This window comes from Bartonella sp. B39 (assembly GCF_053795145.1).
On sequence record NZ_CP200036.1, the window covers coordinates 1,138,662 to 1,156,131 of the forward strand.

Genomic DNA, 17,470 nt, shown 5'->3' on the forward strand with positions numbered 1-17,470 from the left:
TTTTCCTCTATCGAACAATAATTAAACGCTCTGCTGCGCGTGTAATTCCGGTATAAAGCCAGCGCGCATACATATCACGAAATGCAAAACTTTCGTCAAATAAAACCACATTGTCCCATTGGGATCCTTGCGCTTTATGAACAGTTAATGCATACCCATAATCAAAATCATCATATCTTTTTTTTAATTGCCATGAAATCTCATTACCAGAATTTTCAAATGCTGCTTTTAAAAGCTTGATCTTCACCACTCCACGTTCACTCTCTTCAGGCTTAACGAGAAGATTAACACCCGGTTTAACAGTTTCCTTCTGTGAAGTGAGAACTTTCCATAAAGAACCATTTAACAAGCCTTTAGCAGGGTCATTGCGCAAACACACAAGCTTGTCTCCTGCTTGTGGATAATCTGCTGTAAACCCCTTCAACTCACGCAAACGTTTATTATAAAGATAGCGCGTTCGATTAATCCCTACCAAAAGCTGATCAGCCTCTAAAACCAATTGTTTATCGACCTCTTTACGTGTAATAACGCGCGCTGCCCCATAATCACCATAAGCAATATCGCGTCCTTCACGCACATTCATAGCTAAACGAACAATCGGATTATCCTGCGCTTGTCGGTGAATTTCTGAGAGAAGAAAATCTGGCGCACCATTAGAAAAAAAACCACCTCCTGAAATGGGAGGCAACTGACCTGGATCACCAAGAACAAGAATTGGCGTCCGAAAACTCATTAAATCATGCGCTAATTGTTCATCTACCATCGAACACTCATCCACAATAATGAGTTTAGCTTGTGCAGCTGCACTCCTCCGATTTAATGCAAATGTCGGTGCAATAGACTTCTTTCCGGTAACTTCATCGGAAACTTCTTCTTCCCCACGCGGACAATAAATCAGCGAATGAATAGTACAAGCATTGCTTGCACCTTTAGAGCGTAAAACCTGAGCCGCTTTGCCTGTAAACGCCACAAATTGGACAGAACCATCAACTGTTTCCGCAAAATAACGTGCAAGCGTTGTCTTGCCCGTCCCCGCATAGCCAAAGAGGCGAAAAAGTGGAGAATACCCCTCTTTCAACCACGCAGCAACAGCCTTCAATGCATTATCCTGTTCCGGTGAAAATTGCATAGTTTATCAAAATAAGATTCGCGTAAAAAGAGCAAGCAATATTGCGAAAAGTCCTCATTGTTAAAGATTTTTTGATAGGTGGGCTACCACTCTCAAAGCAAATCATCAACCATCGTACAATGACCGTCGAATAAAATATTTTCACAACCTAAATCTTGCATTTATACAAAACTCATATCAGACATTTTAATCAAATCTTATTTTCGTTGAACAAAATGCTCTATTCTAAAAAAACAACAATACGAACAGCCAAATCAAGAATATGAAGTAATCTCAAAAAAAATTGCATATGATCTCTACTAAATCATTTTCAAAGTGAAGAGAGGAACTAAAGGTAAAGTTTAAATTCATGTTGTCGCAATTGCAAACGCCTTATACAAAACACTGTCCTCCAGCAGGAATAGCATTTGCAACTACTTCATCATTAGCCTCATCAGGCAACAGCATATCATTGTGAGCACACCCAGATGGGATCATTGGAAAACAATTTTCTAAATTATCAACACGGCAATCGAAGAGAACTGGCTTATCACAATCAATCATTTGCTGAATTTTATCATCAAGTTCATCGGGTTTTGAACAACGGATACCAACGGCTCCATAAGCCTCTGCCAATTTCACAAAGTCAGGCATCGAATCCGTATAAGAATGGGAAAGACGATTGCCATGCAACAATTGCTGCCACTGTCGAACCATACCCATATACTGATTATTTAAAATAAAAATTTTCACTGGAGTATCATACTGAATTACCGTTGCAAGCTCTTGAATATTCATCTGAATTGAAGCATCACCAGAAATACATAAAACAAGTGCATCAGGATATGCGATTTGAACACCAACAGCAGCAGGTAAACCATAACCCATAGTTCCAAGACCACCAGAAGTCATCCAATGATTTGGTTCATCAAAACGATAATATTGTGCTGCCCACATCTGATGCTGTCCAACATCCGTTGTTACATAAGTACGTACATCTTTAGTAAGAGCATAAAGTCGTTCAAGAGCATATTGCGGCATAATGACATCTTTTTTCTCCGCATATGCCAATGAATTACGAGCTCTCCAGCGGTTAATTTGCATCCACCACGCCTCACGGACTTCGCCGTTGAACGCTGATTGCTGTATCTTTAAGAGTTGCGTCATATCTCCTAAAACACAAGCCACATCACCAATGAGTGGCACTTCTACTTTTACAATCTTATTGATGGAAGAAGGGTCAATATCAATATGGATAATACGCGCATGAGGTGCAAATGCATCCAGTCGCCCAGTGATACGATCATCAAAGCGCGCACCAACAGCCAACATAACATCACAATCATGCATAGCCATATTAGCTTCATAAGTTCCATGCATCCCAAGCATTCCAAGCCAATTTTTGCCAGAAGCAGGATAAGCACCAAGCCCCATGAGTGTTGACGTAATCGGAAAATTACCCAGTTGAACGAAATCACGCAAAAGCTTTACAGCTTCAGGACCTGATGAAATAACACCACCACCAGAATAAATAACAGGACGCTTTGCTTCTACTAAGAGAGAAACAGCCTCTTCAATAGCCTGTGCATTTCCTTTTGGCTTTGAATAAGAACGCATAAATGTCGGCGTTTGAGGTGCTCTATAAATCCCTGAAGAAAATTGAACATCTTTTGGAATATCAACTAAAACTGGTCCAGGACGTCCTGATTGGGCAATAAAGAAAGCCTCATGGATGATCACCGCAAGATCATTTACATCTTTAACCAAACAATTATATTTTGTACAAGGTTTTGTAATACCAACCGTATCAGCTTCTTGAAAGCCACTTGTTCCAATCACTGTTGTCGGCACCTGACCAGAAAAACAAACAAGAGGAATAGAATCCATGAACGCATCTTGCAGAGGTGTTACAGCGTTAGTTGCACCCGGACCAGAAGTCACAAGCATAACTCCCACCCTCCCTGTGCTTCGTGCATAACCTTCAGCAGCATGCCCTGCTGCTTGTTCATGACGTACCAAAATATGCTGAAGTGAGTCTTGTTGATAAATAACATCAAAAATAGGAAGAACAGCCCCACCAGGATAACCAAAGAGATGCTTAACCCCTTGGTCAATAAGAGCTTGCACCACCATTTCAGCCCCAGACATTATTTTTCCGTCCGCACTCTCTTTTATTCTTGGATGATTTATCATTTTCCCCACTCGTCCATTTATAGCACAATAAAAAACGGCCCCCAAAGGAGCCTATTACACGCAAAAAACATATATCGTATAATTATCCCCCCATTCAAATGCATGACATACTGCAAGAAAGATATTCCTTGTTAGGAGCAGTATTAATTCCATCAATGCCATTCGTCAATAAAAAATTATCTTTTTAAAAATTTTCCATTCCCAATGCTCTCTTTCTTTTAAAATTTTCTACAGCTTTTCATCTGAAGAAATGAGCGTCCATTCCTCATCAAATTGATGACGAAACCACGTTATTTGCCTTTTTGCATACCTCCTCGTTTGTATTTTTGCTGTTTCAAGAGCATCCTCAAAACTTTTATATCCATCTAAATGATCCATCAACTCACGCAGACCAATAGCTTTCATCGCTGGCAGCAGAGGAGAAAGCATAAGCTTTTTCATAGCAAACACCTCTTTTAAAGCTCCTCTTTCAATCATAGTATCCAACCGCTTATGAATGCGTTCATAAAGCTGTTGACGTGGTGGAAGAAGAAGAATCTTTTCTGCACAATCTGACGAAATCAGAGGAGGCGTTTTTTTCTTCTGCCACCAACTGAGCTTCTTACCAGTTGCCTCATAAACTTCTAAAGCACGAACAATACGTTGACCATCTTGCAAAGAAATTTTCTCAGCAAGAACAGCATCAACCTGCAACAATTGGCGGTAAAGGCTTTCAGCACCCTCTTTATCAAGCCGAAGTCGCCATTTCTGCCGTACAGCATCTGGAATATGAGGTATTTCTGAAAGTCCTTCTAAAAGAGCACGAAAATAAAGTCCTGTTCCGCCAACAAAAATAAGTGATTTTGACGTGAATGTAGTTAAAAGCTCTTCAACATCACATAACCACTGTCCCACTGAATAATGAAGAGTAGGAATCACATAGCCATAGAGATAGTGTGGAACGATCGCAATATCAGCCTCCGTAGGCCGTGCTGTTAAAATATTTAAAACGTCATAAACCTGCATTGAATCAGTATTAACGATGAGAGCATTTTTTTCTTGAGCCATTTGTAAAGCAAGCGCTGACTTACCACTTGCAGTAGGCCCCGCTATCAATGTAATCGCTCTCTGCATCATGAATGAATGCCCCTTATGTCTATCAAACACCGACGTATTACAACATACATGACAAACCCCAAAGAACCTGTATTTTATCTACGTTGCCATAGAATGGACTCTTCAAAAAAATGCAAGCAGGATCTCTACGCTTAATACAGAAAAAGTGCTTGTGATAGTTTTAATTCCTTGGGAAAATAAAAAATGAACACAATAACAATGTTAAAAAGCTTTAAAAGCATTTATTCCTGCTATTATTATTCAATAACAAGACATAACCACCAAAACCCTTTCAGGTAGATCATTATAAACAAACATAATTTTTGCAATCACATAGAAAAATAATACTTAGCTTATTGCATATAATCAAACAGCTTTATTTTTTACATTAAAATGGATAGCATTCCGATTCACAATAAGTGACCGGAAGTTACTTTCCTTAAACTCCTATTTTTCTTGCAACTGTTTCTTTTCCATCGACTACGAAGCAAAATATAGTAATGCCTACAGCTTACGAGTTCTTATGTTGATCTTCCTATTATAATATGAGAGCAAACCATTACCTCTTGCACACTTTGAATAGTGATAACAAAAACATAAATAACTCAACACGCATTCAAGAATATCAATCCATTGGAATTGTCACGAGTCGCAACTCTCCATTTGACCGAGCAACGATGAAGAGAGCATTTTTGCGCCCAGCTTCACGTAATTTATGAATACGTTTTTTAGCCTCATCAATGGTTGTGATGGAACTTTGATTGATATCAACAATCACTTCACCAATGCGAACACGCTTTTTATCTGCAGCACTGTTTTTTGCAACAGATGTCACCACCAACCCCCGAAGTTTATCTGTAATTGAATAGAGATGCCGCAAATCAGTTGTAAGCTCTGATAATGTCATTCCCATAAATTGCATTGTCACGCTTTTTGATAGAGCACCGCCTTTTTCATCATCGGCTTCTTCTACTGTATTTTCATTTGCATCTGTCTCAATCAAACGTCCAAGCTTAACTTTTACTATTTTTTCTTGTCCATTCCGAAAAACAGTAACATTCACTACTTTTCCCTCCGGACTTTCTGCTACTAAACGCGGCAAATCACGTGCATGCTTAATTTTTGCATTCCCAAAGAAAAGAATAACATCTCCAATTTGCAACTGACTATTATCCACATGCGCCTGTTCCATTTTACCAGCAACCAGTGCCCCCACAGCTTTTTTTAGTTTTAAACCTTTTGCAACATCTTCTGTTACCGGTTGAATGCGAATAGCTAACCAACCGCGTCTTATTTCTCCAAAATCACGCAACTGATTAATCACAGAAAGAGCCATATCTGATGGTATAGCAAAACCAATACCGATAGACCCACCAGAAGGAGAAATAATTGCTGTATTAATGCCAATCACCTCACCATTTCTATCAAATAACGGACCGCCAGAATTGCCCCGGTTAATCGCGGCATCTGTCTGAATAAAATTATCATAAGGACCAGCATTAAGATCACGATTACGTGCAGAAATAATACCAACTGTTACACTACTACCAAAACCATAAGGGTTACCGATAGCCATAACCCAATCGCCAATACGTGCCTTTTCTGAGTCACCAAAACGTACAGCTTTTAATTTTTTACTCCCAGCATCCACTTGAAGTAGTGCCAAATCAGTCTTGCTATCCTTTCCAAGCAATTTTGCTTTTAGTTTTGTACCATCAGTAAAATTAACTTCAATATCATCAGCATCAACGATAACATGGTAATTTGTAACAACAAGCCCTCTTTGCGCATCAATCACAAAACCAGATCCCAAAGAACGGACCTTTTGAAACTGACTATCTTTTTGACCATCTTTGGGTGTAAAAAAATCACTAAAATATTCTTGCAACAATGAATCTTTTGGTATAACGGGTATAGGAATGTTCTCGTCCTGTTCGGTTCCATCAACGGTCTGTGCTATGGAAATATTCACAACCGTCTCCAAGAGTTCAGCAGCCAAATCAGGAACGGAAAGTGGCGTAGTTTCGGACACTACCTCTCGAGACCAACAACCCATTGCCCCTGAAAAAAACAAAACTACACTGATGGTAGCTCCTATAGCAAAGCATTTCAGAGACATATTTTTATCCCTAATATTTTTACCCATAACCTACCTTCGATAAATACTGTAAAGAGCATTACTAAATTCATTCCTGCGAAATTATTATGGCTCTTAAAATGCCATACCACCTTCATCATAAAAGGAAGCGATCACGAATTATCTCATAAAAAGCTCAGACTGCAATCCATTTACCTATCTACTCTCCCGCGGATTTTTTATCCGTATTATTAAGACCAGTATTCATTGTCGGTAAGAATTCTTTATCTGCTTGTGGCGGATTACGAAAATAGAAAAAGAAATCCTCATTTGGCGAAATCACCATTGGAGTACGCTCTAAATTCTTGTATTGCTCCATAGCCAACCAAAAATCGTAAAAAGACGGATTAGCCTTCCGCGCATTCAATAAAAGGCGAATACTTTCAGCCTGACCTTCACCCCGAGTAATTTCAGCATCACGCTTTGCAGCTGCTACAATTTCTTCATATTCACGATTAGCTTCCGCCACAATACGATCCCGTTCTTGCTGACCACGAGCACGAATATTTTCCGCAGCAGCTTCACGTTCAGCCGCCATTTGCCGATAGACATCTTCTGAAACAGCATCGGTCAAATCAGTTTTGCGAATACGCACATCAACAATGGTAATACCCAAAGAACCAGCATCTACAGAAAACTGCTTCTGTACCTCAGCCATCATCGCTCCTCGTTCATCCGATAAAGCTGCTTTAAATTCTCGCTTACCATAAACAGCACGCAAAGCATCAATAAAACGCGGTGCAAGATTCTCACGGGCAGCAATTTGCGGACGCCCAGAAGCAATGCGCTGTAAAAACAACTTAGGATCTGTAATACGGTAAATAAAGAACGCATCCACTTCATAATACGCACCACCACGAACCTGTACAGATTGTGTAGGAACATCATAACGCAACAACCTATTATCAACAATGATCATCTTATCTATAAAGGGCACCTTCAAATAGATCCCTGGATTAGATTCTACCTGAACAATTTGTCCAAAACGCTTAATTGCTACTTGTTGACGAGGATAGACGATAAAAACGGACATCCACAAAATCATCAAAACAAGCACTATAGCACTCAAAACAAATAAAAAACGAGACTGCTGCATAATTAATGTCCTCCAGAAATGCGAGAATCCAAGAGCGATGCAGGACGTACTGATGTTGCCTTCACTTTTTCTGATGAATTGCTACGCAACAATTCGTTTAGAGGTAAATAGGGCACTGCTGGAGAATTTGCCTGATCAAGAACCAATTTATTTGGTGAAGAAAGAATATGCCCCATTGTTTCCATATAGAGACGGTAGCGAGCAGCCTCTGGTGAAATTGCAGCCTCACGAGCTATAGCCTGAAAACGCTCCGCACGCCCTGTTGCCTCTTCAACCATTTGCGCCTTCTCACCCTTTGCGATTTCCCGTGTGCGTGAAGCTTCACCATTTGCTAAACCAATCTTCGTAAAACGCACACGATTCCCCTCTTCAATCATTCGCCCACGTTCCTGCTCTGCTTGCTGAACAGAATTAAACGCAGCAGCAACCTTTGTAGGAGGAGCAGCCTCACTGATAGACACACGACTTATTTCAATACCAAGTTGATATTTATCTACAGTCAACTGGATAATCTTTCTTACATCATTAGCAACTTCTTCTTTCTTATCACGCAAAACATCATCAACTGGCCGAGAACCAATGACCTCACGCATTGCACTCTCGGCAACCTGACGAACTGTCCCTTCTTGACCATTCACATTAAATAAAAACTGACTAGGATCTGAAATCCGATAGTAAACGGAAAAATTAACATTAACGATATTTTGATCACTCGAAAGCATTAAACCATCACTTTGTTGTGCCTGACCAGGATTCCCACCAATTGCGATTGTTTTTTCCGTTAAAGGGACTTTCATATAGGCCTCAATTGGCCAAAAATGAAAATGTAAACCATCGCCGATGATTCCTTCTTTAGGAACGCCAAAACGCAACTCCACCGCTTGTTCATTTTGCTGAACAATATAAATTGATTGGTATAGCCAAAAAAACGCAGCAAGCAGAGGTAATAAAACAGAAAGCCCGCTCCTACTAAATTGTTTAAACTGATTCTGCCCTTTACGCAAAATATCATCAAGATTGGGACTATTATCACCATCGTTATTGCCACCAGAACCAAAGAGATTCTTAGCTGGTTTCTTTTTGTCACCACCAAGTTTGCTTTTATCGCCACTCCACGGGCCACCACCATTTTGATTTGTCCAGGGCATCCTCACCTCTTTAACTGACTACCACCACTCAAATACCAACTATTCGTTTGATCTTATAGAGTGCCTCTTACCTCATTATAATACAACTGACAGGCTCTTTCCACGTAATCACAAACGATTATTTTCGTCCATAAACTACAAAACGTGTCGGATGGCTGTCTTTCTCCCCTTCTGGAATATATTGTGTTTGCATAATAGTCCACTTCTCTTTATCAAAAACAGGAAAAAAACTATCACCTTCAATGGAATCTAAAACTTCTGTAAGGAATATTTTATCAGCAATATTCAGCCCTTGTTGAAAAATTTCACCACCACCAATAATAAAAACTGCATCTGCACCATTTTGAGAAGCCACCCTTTTTGCGATAGCACAAGCTTGAGGCAAAGAGTGAACAATAATAGCACCTTCAGCCGTGAATGCACAATTGCGGGTAATAATAATATTTGTACGCCCTGGTAAAGGACGCCCAAGAGAATCCCAAGTTTTTCGCCCCATAATGATGGGTTTACCAAAAGTCAAATCCTTAAAGCGTTGCAAATCTGTCGACAAATGCCAAGGCATTGTACCTTTACGACCGATAACACCATTTTTTGCAACAGCTGCAATTAAACAAACTGGAAAAGTCATACTGCTACCGGTGCCTTGATATGTGGCTGCGCTTCATAATTAAGCAATTCAAAATCCTCAAATTTGAAAGAAAAAAGATCTGTTACCGCTGGGTTTATAAGCATCAACGGCAAAGCATTTGGTATACGAGACAACTGGAATTTTGCCTGTTCAAAATGGTTAGAATAAAGATGTGCATCACCGAGAGTATGAATAAAATCACCTGCTTTAAGTCCGCTTACTTGCGCAATCATCATAGTCAACAACGCATAGGAAGCAATATTGAATGGAACACCTAAAAAAATATCCGCTGAACGCTGATAAAGCTGACACGATAACTTACCATCAGCAACATAAAACTGAAAAAAACAATGACAAGGTGGCAAAGCCATTTTCTCTATCAATGCCGGATTCCAAGCCGATACAATCAGGCGACGAGAATCAGGTGTTTTTTTAATCATAGTCAAAAGATTACTGATTTGATCAATATGACGTCCATCAGGAGCTGGCCAAGAGCGCCACTGATAACCATAAATAGGACCAAGATCGCCTTTTTCATCAGCCCACTCATCCCAAATTGATACCCCATGTTCTTTCAACCATGCAATATTTGTATCACCTTTCAGAAACCACAAAAGTTCATAAATAATCGAGCGCAAATGCAATTTTTTCGTCGTTAACAGAGGGAAGCCTGCCTGTAAATCAAACCGCATCTGATACCCAAAAATTGATCGTGTCCCAACACCCGTTCGATCTGAACGATCAACACCATTATTTAAAACATGGAATAAAAAATCAAGATAAGCTTTCATATAAACATTATGACCGATTCTACCCATCACAGGAAAAGAGAAATAGCAAAATTCATAAAAATACAGTTCAAACCCACCAAAAAGAATATCTTACACAAGAAATTGGCATTATAAAATTAAAATTTTGATGACGCAAAAAATAAAACACTGTAAACAACTTCAGAATCAAGTGAACAAATATGAACACACAAAGGGATAACTGTATGGCAAATCAAACAACTTTGGCACCCCATGATACAAGAAAACGTATCTGGGCTATCGTGTCCAGTGCATCAGGTAATCTAGTAGAATGGTATGACTTTTATGTTTATTCCTTTACGTCCATTTACTTTGCATCACAGTTCTTTCCCTCAGATGGCAATGTCGTTACACAACTTTTAATGGCTGCTGGTGTCTTTGCTATTGGGTTTCTTATGCGTCCAATCGGGGGGTGGCTTTTTGGCTTCATTGCCGATCGTTATGGCCGCAAACGCTCAATGCTTATTTCTGTTTTTATGATGTGTGGTGGTTCGTTCTTAATCGCCCTACTTCCTACCTATGAAACCATTGGAGTAACAGCAGCAATTCTTTTACTTTTACTCCGAATGCTTCAGGGACTTTCTGTCGGTGGTGAATATGGTACGATAGCAACTTATATGAGCGAAATTGCCCTAAAAAATCGTCGTGGATTCTTTGGCTCCTTCCAATACACCACACTGATTGGTGGTCAACTTCTAGCCAGTCTCGTTATATTCATTCTAGCGCTTTATCTCACCGAAGATCAGTTAAAAGCATGGGGCTGGCGTATTCCATTTGCCATTGGTGGATTAGGAGCAATTGTTGCGATTTATCTACGCCGCACACTCCACGAAACAACGACGAAAGAGAGTCGTTCTAGTACACAAGCTGGTAGTATTAGGGGACTTCTGAGCAACCACCGCAAAGCTTTTTTTCTAGTTATCGGCTTTACTGCTGGAGGATCGCTCACATTCTACACCTATACGACTTACATGCAGAAATATCTGATCACAACCACCGGCTTTGATAAACATACCGCAACAACTATAATGACTGCTGCGCTCTTTGTTTTCATGTTACTTCAACCTGCATTTGGTTTTCTGGCTGATAAAATTGGAACAAAAACTTCACTCCTTATTTGGAGTATTTTATCTATTACCTTTACTATTCCTGGGCTTAATGTAATTGGTAGCACTGTTAATGCGTGGATTGCTTTATCAGTCATTATTGGAATGCTCTGTATTATGAGTTTTTATACCTCAATCTCTGGCATTATAAAATCAGAAATGTTTCCCGCTTCAGTACGAGCAATAGGAGTTGGACTCCCTTATGCTATTGCCAACGCACTGTTTGGCGGTTCTGCTGAATATGTCGCGCTTGGATTAAAAGATCTTGGATATGAATCTGTCTTCTATTTTTATGTAACTGGTATGATGATTATTGCATTCATTGCAGTTCTCTTGATGCCCGATGCTCGAAAAGAGGGCTATCTTCAAGGTGATGATATTCATTAACTTTTTATGTTAATCAAAAAAGCTCAGGACGTTGGGCTTTTTTATGCCTGTCATATGGAAATTGAATATTTACAACCTCCCCTCCTCTCATGTCATAAAAAATACTTTCTCTGTAACAAGCTCTAAAAAGTAAATTACTTTCTGTTATTACAAATATGTCATTTTATGATTTTACGAAAATATAACCTTTAAGATCAAAAAATATTTAACTATTTTAACAAACGTCACCTTTAAAAAGCATTCGCTCTTTTTATCAAAATCGAAGAAAAAAGGAATTTTTTCAATAATAATTAACTTTTATTGAAAATCACCCCCCTTCCATAACAAAAACTGCGTCTTCTTCATTTTGAAAAATTCTTTTTTGCAACAGCAGTTAAGTGTAAAGGAAAATGAACAACAATAGTACTTTCAGTTGTAAACGTGTGGATTGTGGATCATCACAATATGGATGTGCATAATAAACCTTACCCAAGAAAAACCTTGTTTTCTCTCATAAGCGCATTACAAATCAACCTCTTAAAATATTGCAAATTTATCAATAAATACCCAGCACTGCACAAATGCATACAATAATTCCATTTTATAAAACAACAGAAATTACCTAAACGGAGAAGTATTACACTTTAGACTCCCCTATATTTATTAAAAGCACGACGAAATGATGGTTTTATTAAACACATAAATTTTTTACCATCTAAAGAAATTTAAAAATCGTATTATAATTAAGATAACTACAGATTTCTTATTATCAATAATAAAAATTAAATTATAATTTTACCACAAAAACACCATATATTTATGTATCATTTATCTAATAATAATTAATATTATTAAACAAGTAATAAAAATTAAAACATATATTTCCTACTAATATTATAATTATTTTACATTACTTAAACAAAACCATCAAAATACATAATTTTACAAGCAAAGTCATCGGTCTTAAATAGTTCTCATAAAAAATTACCACTGTAGAATTAATTTTTTTATGATATACAACATGAACCGTAGTAAACTTTAAATAAAATATAAACTACAGATCTAAAAGGGGAACACTTCATGAAAAACAAAACAATATTAGAACCGGATGATACAAGGAAACGTATCTTTGCTATCATATCTAGTGCATCAGGAAATTTAGTAGAATGGTATGATTTTTACGCTTACTCATTTGCGTCAATTTATTTTGCTTCGCAATTCTTTCCTACAGATAAAGATCCCGTTACGCAGCTGTTAAAGGCTGCAGGAATCTTTTTTATTGGCTTTCTTATGCGCCCGATTGGAGCATGGCTCTTTGGCTTCATTGCTGACCGTTATGGACGTAAACGCTCAATGCTTATTTCTGTTTTTATGATGTGTGGTGGCTCATTCCTCATTGCCATACTTCCTACCTACGAAACTTTGGGAATAACAGCAGCATTCCTTTTACTTTTAATTCGCATGTTTCAAGGACTTTCAGTTGGCGGTGAATACGGTACAACAGCAACTTATATGAGTGAAGTTGCTCTTAAAAATCGACGCGGGCTCTTTGCTTCCTTCCAGTATGCTACAACGATCACAGGTCAACTTCTCGCCAGCCTCACTATATTTATTTTAGCACTTTACCTTACTGAAGATCAGTTAAAAGCATGGGGCTGGCGTATTCCTTTTTTAATTGGTGGTTTTGGAGCAATGATTGCAATTTATCTGCGTCGTTCGCTGCATGAAACAACGACAAAAGCAAGCCGCTCTAAAAAACATACTGGTAGTATTATAGAGGTTCTACGCAATCATAAAAAAGCTTTCTTTTTGATTATTGGCTTTACAGCTGGAGGATCTCTGACATTTTATACCTACACCACTTATATGCAAAAATATCTGATCACAACCACCGGTTTTGATAAACAGACTGGCACAACAATAATGACTGCTGCACTCCTTATTTTTGTGTTACTACAACCCTTATTTGGTTCTCTAGCCGATAAAATTGGAGCAAGAGCTTCACTCATCATGTGGAGTACCTTATCCATTATCTGTACAATTCCTGCACTGAAAGTAATTGGTAGCACTAATAATGCATGGGTTGCGCTATTAATTATTATTGGAATGCTCTGTATTATGAGTTTTTATACCTCCATCTCTGGTATTATAAAAGCAGAGCTATTCCCTGCTTCAATCAGAGCAATTGGGGTTGGGCTTTCTTTTGCCATAGGGAATGCGCTGTTTGGTGGTTCTGCTGAATACATAGCACTTGGATTAAAAAGTATAGGACATGAAACTATCTTCTTTTTTTATATAGTTGGTATGATGATCATTGCACTTATCTCAATTCTCTCGATGCCAGATATAGACAAAGGAGGGTATCTTAAAGACAATGATGTCTATTAAGTTTTCTATACAAAATAAAAAAGCCTAATAATTTAGGCTTTTTTATAATGAATGTATAAATATTTAATAAAAGAAGCAAATAATATAAAATGATTCTCTTCTTGTAACTGCCCTACGTAAAGAAATATTTGTGTTCCTTTATACAGTGAAGAACATGTTTATAATACTATGTATTGTTTAGGTTATTTATCAAATGTTTAGTGATTAAGTAATAAAAAATTATACAATTTTTCTGCACTCTCCAAACATCCTACCGGCAACTTTTAAAACAGCCATTTAAGCACTTTTTTACCAACATTTCATCCAGATTAAATCTACTTTTCAGCACACTTCCCTTTTAGATTCGATGTGATCAACTTTTATCTTCCTACAAAATAACCCCCTCAAAAGGCTCAATTCTACAACCAAATAAGCCTTCTCATATAGCTTTCATAAGAAATTATCATTATACCAATTGAATTGTGGCGATACAAATCGTAAACAACTTTAAATAAAAAAATATAAACTACAGATCTAAAAGGGGAACACTTCATGAAAAATGAAACAACTTTGATACAACATGATACGAGAAAACGTATCTTCGCCATCATATCTAGCGCATCAGGGAATCTAGTAGAGTGGTATGATTTTTATATTTACTCATTTGCATCTATTTACTTTGCACCACAATTTTTCCCTTCAGATGACGATGTTGTTACCCAATTTTTAAAAACTGCAGGAATCTTCTTTATTGGTTTTCTTATGCGCCCAATTGGAAGTTGGCTCTTTGGTTTTATTTCTGATCGTTATGGACGCAAACGCTCAATGCTCATATCTATTCTTATGATGTGTGGGGGATCTTTTCTCATTGCTATACTTCCCACTTATGAAACTTTAGGGAGAACTGCAGCAATTCTTCTGCTCTTAATCCGTATGATGCAGGGGCTTTCAGCAGGTGGTGAATATGGTACAGCTGCAACTTATATAAGCGAAATTTCCCTTAAAAATCACCGTGGTCTCTTTGCTTCTTTCCAATCTGGTACGCTTATTACTGGTCAACTTTTAGCCAGTTTTACTATATTTATTTTGGCACTTTATCTAACGGAAGATCAATTAAGAACATGGGGTTGGCGTATTCCTTTTTTAATTGGTGGCTTTGGAGCACTGATTGCAATTTATCTGCGTCGTTCGATGCATGAAACAACGACCAAAGCAAGCCGCTCTCAAAAAAACACTGGGAGTCTTAAAGAGCTTCTAAGCAAACACACAAAAGCATTTTTTGTAATTGTTCTCTTCGCCTCTGGAGGATCTCTGACATTTTACACCTGTACGACTTATATGCAAAAATATCTGATAACAACCACCGGTTTTGACAAACATACCGCTACAACTATAATGACCGCTGCACTCCTTATTTTCATATTGCTCCAACCTATATTTGGTTTTCTGGCTGATAAAATTGGAACGAGAAATTTACTTATCCTTTGGAGTGCACTCTCTACTCTCTTTACGATTCCTGGGCTTCTCATAATCGGTCATACGCATAATACATGGATTGCACTGTCAGCCATTATTGGAATACTCTGTATTATGAGCATGTATACATCCATCTCTGGTGTCGTAAAATCAGCAATGTTTCCTTCTTCAGTACGAGCACTGGGAGTTGGCCTCTCTCATGCTATTGGTAATGCATTATTTGGTGGTTCTGCCGAATATGTAGCACTTGGATTAAAAAATATGGGACATGAGTCACTCTTTTATTTTTACGTAATCGGCGTAATGATCATCGCATTCGTTGCTACCCTCTTTATACCGGATATGAGCAAAGGAGGATATCTTCAAAAAGACGAAGCCAATTAACCCTTCTATACTAAATAAAAAAGCCCAATAAATTGGGCTTTTTTATAATTATTGAGCAAAAATTGAATTTTAAAATTGTTTAAATTTTATCAAGTGCATTTAATTGTTTGGCTACCAAATAATAGAAAGTCATACGACTTTTTCTGCGATCTCCAGACATCATTTCTGCAACTTTTGCAACAGCAGCTTTAGCACTCTGCTCATCAGCAGCCAATACATCTTGAACCCATTTTTCAACACGCTCTAACTCTTTTGGATCCGATGTAGCAACAAGTGATGCATCCTGCTTTTTCATCACCAAAGCTAAACGATGACGAAGCCTTTCTATTGCAGATTCATCGGGATTTGGATCATATAATTTAATATCTTCTAGATCATTTATCATTCTGCAACATCTCCTCTCCAAAAATTAGCAGCTGCATTTTACAACCGCGTTACCTAGCTTCATAAATAACTAGAGGATTAAAAATATTAACAAGCCCCCTTTTACAAAGACTGTTTTTCATCTATATTTAGAGGGCTGATTTACCAGCTATGGTAATAAATGGACAATGAAATAAACTCATTGGACCCGGGGGCAGTACCCGGCGCCTCCACCAAAATATAATAAACAAAAAATTATATTTTGGTGGGGGCGAAATAGGATCGACAAGGGCGTAAAGATTGCTCTTTTACTCGGCATAGTACCACCGTTATCGGACTAAATGAGTAGTTGCAAATGACAACTATGCGGAAGCACGTCTCGCTGCTTGACGCAGTGCGAATGTTTCAAACTAAGCCTTAAACCATCGCAGGTTTAAGCGGGGTTCGAAGGCACCTGGCAACAGAAGCCTTCACTTTTTTAAGTATTATTGATTGATCTTTCAGACACTATTTGTCATAAAATTTCGTGTTTTTCTCAATTAATGAGGTGCATTGTAAAAAAAATATTGCTACCTTAGAGAAACATTTCATTGCACAATATCATTTATGCTCATCTACTATGTGAAATAAGAGGAATAAACTTCAATGGTTCAAGATCAAATCCGTTACGATATTCTCGTTCAGGATGCGCTCCGTGGAGTTATCCGTAAAGTTTTATCGGAAGTTGCCAAAGCAGGACTTCCAGGTAATCACCATTTTTTTATTACTTTCTTGACAAATGTACCGGGAGTAAAAATTTCTACTCGACTTAAAAACCGTTATCCAGAACAAATGACAATCGTATTACAACATCAATTCAGAGATTTAAGTGTATCAGAAACTGCTTTTGAAGTAACATTATCTTTTAGGGAAATTAGCGAAAGGTTAGTAATTCCTTTCACGTCTATCCAAGTATTTTATGACCCTGTAGCAGCATTTGAAGCAGCATTTGACCTGCCGTCAAACCTTACTTCTGGAGAGAGTGAAAATTCAGACAATACCTCACTCACACCTATCACTCTATCGGACGAACAAAAAAAAGAAAATACGCTCACAAAAGAACAAAATCTCAGTACAAATAAGGAAGCTTCAAACAGTGATACCAAACAGAGTGCTGATGTTGTCTCATTAGATTCTTTTCGGAAAAAATAAATA

The 17,470-nt window shown here is 38.0% G+C and carries 13 protein-coding genes and 1 other RNA gene; 5 read left to right on the forward strand and 9 right to left on the reverse strand.

Annotation, left to right across the window (positions count from 1 at the left end; translation table 11 throughout):
• Nucleotides 1–7: 7 nt before the first annotated feature.
• The 8 genes from V4P57_RS05420 to V4P57_RS05455 all read right to left on the reverse strand — a co-directional run bounded on the left by V4P57_RS05420 (nucleotide 8) and on the right by V4P57_RS05455 (nucleotide 10,196).
• Nucleotides 8–1,129: an ATP-dependent DNA helicase gene (locus V4P57_RS05420; RefSeq protein ID WP_455465579.1), complete on the reverse strand. Its 1,122-nt coding sequence runs from the start codon at nucleotides 1,127–1,129 to the stop codon at nucleotides 8–10.
• Between the two features lie 372 nt (nucleotides 1,130–1,501).
• Nucleotides 1,502–3,301 (reverse strand): acetolactate synthase 3 large subunit, encoded by a 1,800-nt coding sequence (locus tag V4P57_RS05425; protein WP_455465580.1) that lies wholly within the window; start codon nucleotides 3,299–3,301, stop codon nucleotides 1,502–1,504.
• Nucleotides 3,302–3,529: 228 nt separating this feature from the next.
• A complete protein-coding gene (gene miaA, locus V4P57_RS05430; RefSeq protein WP_455465581.1) occupies nucleotides 3,530–4,417 on the reverse strand; it encodes a tRNA (adenosine(37)-N6)-dimethylallyltransferase MiaA in 888 nt (295 codons plus the stop codon).
• A gap of 604 nt (nucleotides 4,418–5,021) precedes the next feature.
• On the reverse strand, nucleotides 5,022–6,542 hold the full coding sequence (locus V4P57_RS05435; protein WP_455465582.1) for a Do family serine endopeptidase: 1,521 nt from the start codon (nucleotides 6,540–6,542) through the stop codon (nucleotides 5,022–5,024).
• Nucleotides 6,543–6,693: 151 nt separating this feature from the next.
• Entirely contained in the window at nucleotides 6,694–7,629 is a 936-nt protein-coding gene (gene hflC / locus V4P57_RS05440) for a protease modulator HflC (protein WP_455465583.1), read from the reverse strand.
• Nucleotides 7,630–7,631: 2 nt separating this feature from the next.
• A complete protein-coding gene (gene hflK, locus V4P57_RS05445; protein WP_455465584.1) occupies nucleotides 7,632–8,777 on the reverse strand; it encodes an FtsH protease activity modulator HflK in 1,146 nt (381 codons plus the stop codon).
• A gap of 118 nt (nucleotides 8,778–8,895) precedes the next feature.
• Nucleotides 8,896–9,405, reverse strand: a complete 510-nt coding sequence (locus V4P57_RS05450) for a dihydrofolate reductase (protein ID WP_455465585.1) — start codon at nucleotides 9,403–9,405, stop codon at nucleotides 8,896–8,898.
• Nucleotides 9,402–10,196 carry a thymidylate synthase gene (locus tag V4P57_RS05455; protein WP_455465586.1) on the reverse strand — a complete coding sequence of 265 codons (795 nt, stop codon included), beginning with the start codon at nucleotides 10,194–10,196 and terminating at the stop codon, nucleotides 9,402–9,404. Before V4P57_RS05455 ends, V4P57_RS05450 begins: the two co-directional genes overlap by 4 nt.
• A gap of 203 nt (nucleotides 10,197–10,399) precedes the next feature.
• Between V4P57_RS05455 and V4P57_RS05460 the strand changes: the two genes are divergently transcribed.
• The 3 genes from V4P57_RS05460 (at nucleotide 10,400) to V4P57_RS05470 (ending at nucleotide 15,913) form a co-directional block, all read left to right on the forward strand.
• Complete coding sequence (locus V4P57_RS05460; protein ID WP_455465587.1) at nucleotides 10,400–11,707, forward strand: MFS family transporter; 1,308 nt, start codon at nucleotides 10,400–10,402, stop codon at nucleotides 11,705–11,707.
• Between the two features lie 1,059 nt (nucleotides 11,708–12,766).
• On the forward strand, nucleotides 12,767–14,074 hold the full coding sequence (locus tag V4P57_RS05465; RefSeq protein WP_455465588.1) for an MFS family transporter: 1,308 nt from the start codon (nucleotides 12,767–12,769) through the stop codon (nucleotides 14,072–14,074).
• A 531-nt stretch (nucleotides 14,075–14,605) separates the two neighbouring features.
• Entirely contained in the window at nucleotides 14,606–15,913 is a 1,308-nt protein-coding gene (locus V4P57_RS05470; protein WP_455465589.1) for an MFS transporter, read from the forward strand.
• 79 nt (nucleotides 15,914–15,992) lie between these two features.
• Here the strand turns inward: V4P57_RS05470 and V4P57_RS05475 are convergent, their stop codons facing one another.
• Nucleotides 15,993–16,298 (reverse strand): DUF2853 family protein, encoded by a 306-nt coding sequence (locus V4P57_RS05475; protein ID WP_455465590.1) that lies wholly within the window; start codon nucleotides 16,296–16,298, stop codon nucleotides 15,993–15,995.
• 95 nt (nucleotides 16,299–16,393) lie between these two features.
• Between V4P57_RS05475 and ssrA the strand changes: the two genes are divergently transcribed.
• Nucleotides 16,394–16,751: a transfer-messenger RNA gene (ssrA, locus tag V4P57_RS05480) on the forward strand.
• A gap of 170 nt (nucleotides 16,752–16,921) precedes the next feature.
• On the forward strand, nucleotides 16,922–17,467 hold the full coding sequence (locus V4P57_RS05485) for an SspB family protein (protein WP_455465591.1): 546 nt from the start codon (nucleotides 16,922–16,924) through the stop codon (nucleotides 17,465–17,467).
• The last annotated feature ends 3 nt before the right edge of the window (nucleotides 17,468–17,470 follow it).

Bases quoted from the DNA above. Each gene is read 5' to 3' on its own strand.
- hflK (WP_455465584.1), bottom strand. From the start codon at position 8,777: ATGCCCTGGACAAATCAAAATGGTGGTGGCCCGTGGAGTGGCGATAAA.
- V4P57_RS05485 (WP_455465591.1), top strand. From the start codon at position 16,922: ATGGTTCAAGATCAAATCCGTTACGATATTCTCGTTCAGGATGCGCTC.
- V4P57_RS05460 (WP_455465587.1), top strand. From the start codon at position 10,400: ATGGCAAATCAAACAACTTTGGCACCCCATGATACAAGAAAACGTATC.
- miaA (WP_455465581.1), bottom strand. From the start codon at position 4,417: ATGATGCAGAGAGCGATTACATTGATAGCGGGGCCTACTGCAAGTGGT.
- V4P57_RS05470 (WP_455465589.1), top strand. From the start codon at position 14,606: ATGAAAAATGAAACAACTTTGATACAACATGATACGAGAAAACGTATC.
- V4P57_RS05435 (WP_455465582.1), bottom strand. From the start codon at position 6,542: ATGGGTAAAAATATTAGGGATAAAAATATGTCTCTGAAATGCTTTGCT.
- V4P57_RS05420 (WP_455465579.1), bottom strand. From the start codon at position 1,129: ATGCAATTTTCACCGGAACAGGATAATGCATTGAAGGCTGTTGCTGCG.
- V4P57_RS05450 (WP_455465585.1), bottom strand. From the start codon at position 9,405: ATGACTTTTCCAGTTTGTTTAATTGCAGCTGTTGCAAAAAATGGTGTT.
- V4P57_RS05455 (WP_455465586.1), bottom strand. From the start codon at position 10,196: ATGAAAGCTTATCTTGATTTTTTATTCCATGTTTTAAATAATGGTGTT.
- V4P57_RS05475 (WP_455465590.1), bottom strand. From the start codon at position 16,298: ATGATAAATGATCTAGAAGATATTAAATTATATGATCCAAATCCCGAT.
- V4P57_RS05425 (WP_455465580.1), bottom strand. From the start codon at position 3,301: ATGATAAATCATCCAAGAATAAAAGAGAGTGCGGACGGAAAAATAATG.
- V4P57_RS05465 (WP_455465588.1), top strand. From the start codon at position 12,767: ATGAAAAACAAAACAATATTAGAACCGGATGATACAAGGAAACGTATC.
- hflC (WP_455465583.1), bottom strand. From the start codon at position 7,629: ATGCAGCAGTCTCGTTTTTTATTTGTTTTGAGTGCTATAGTGCTTGTT.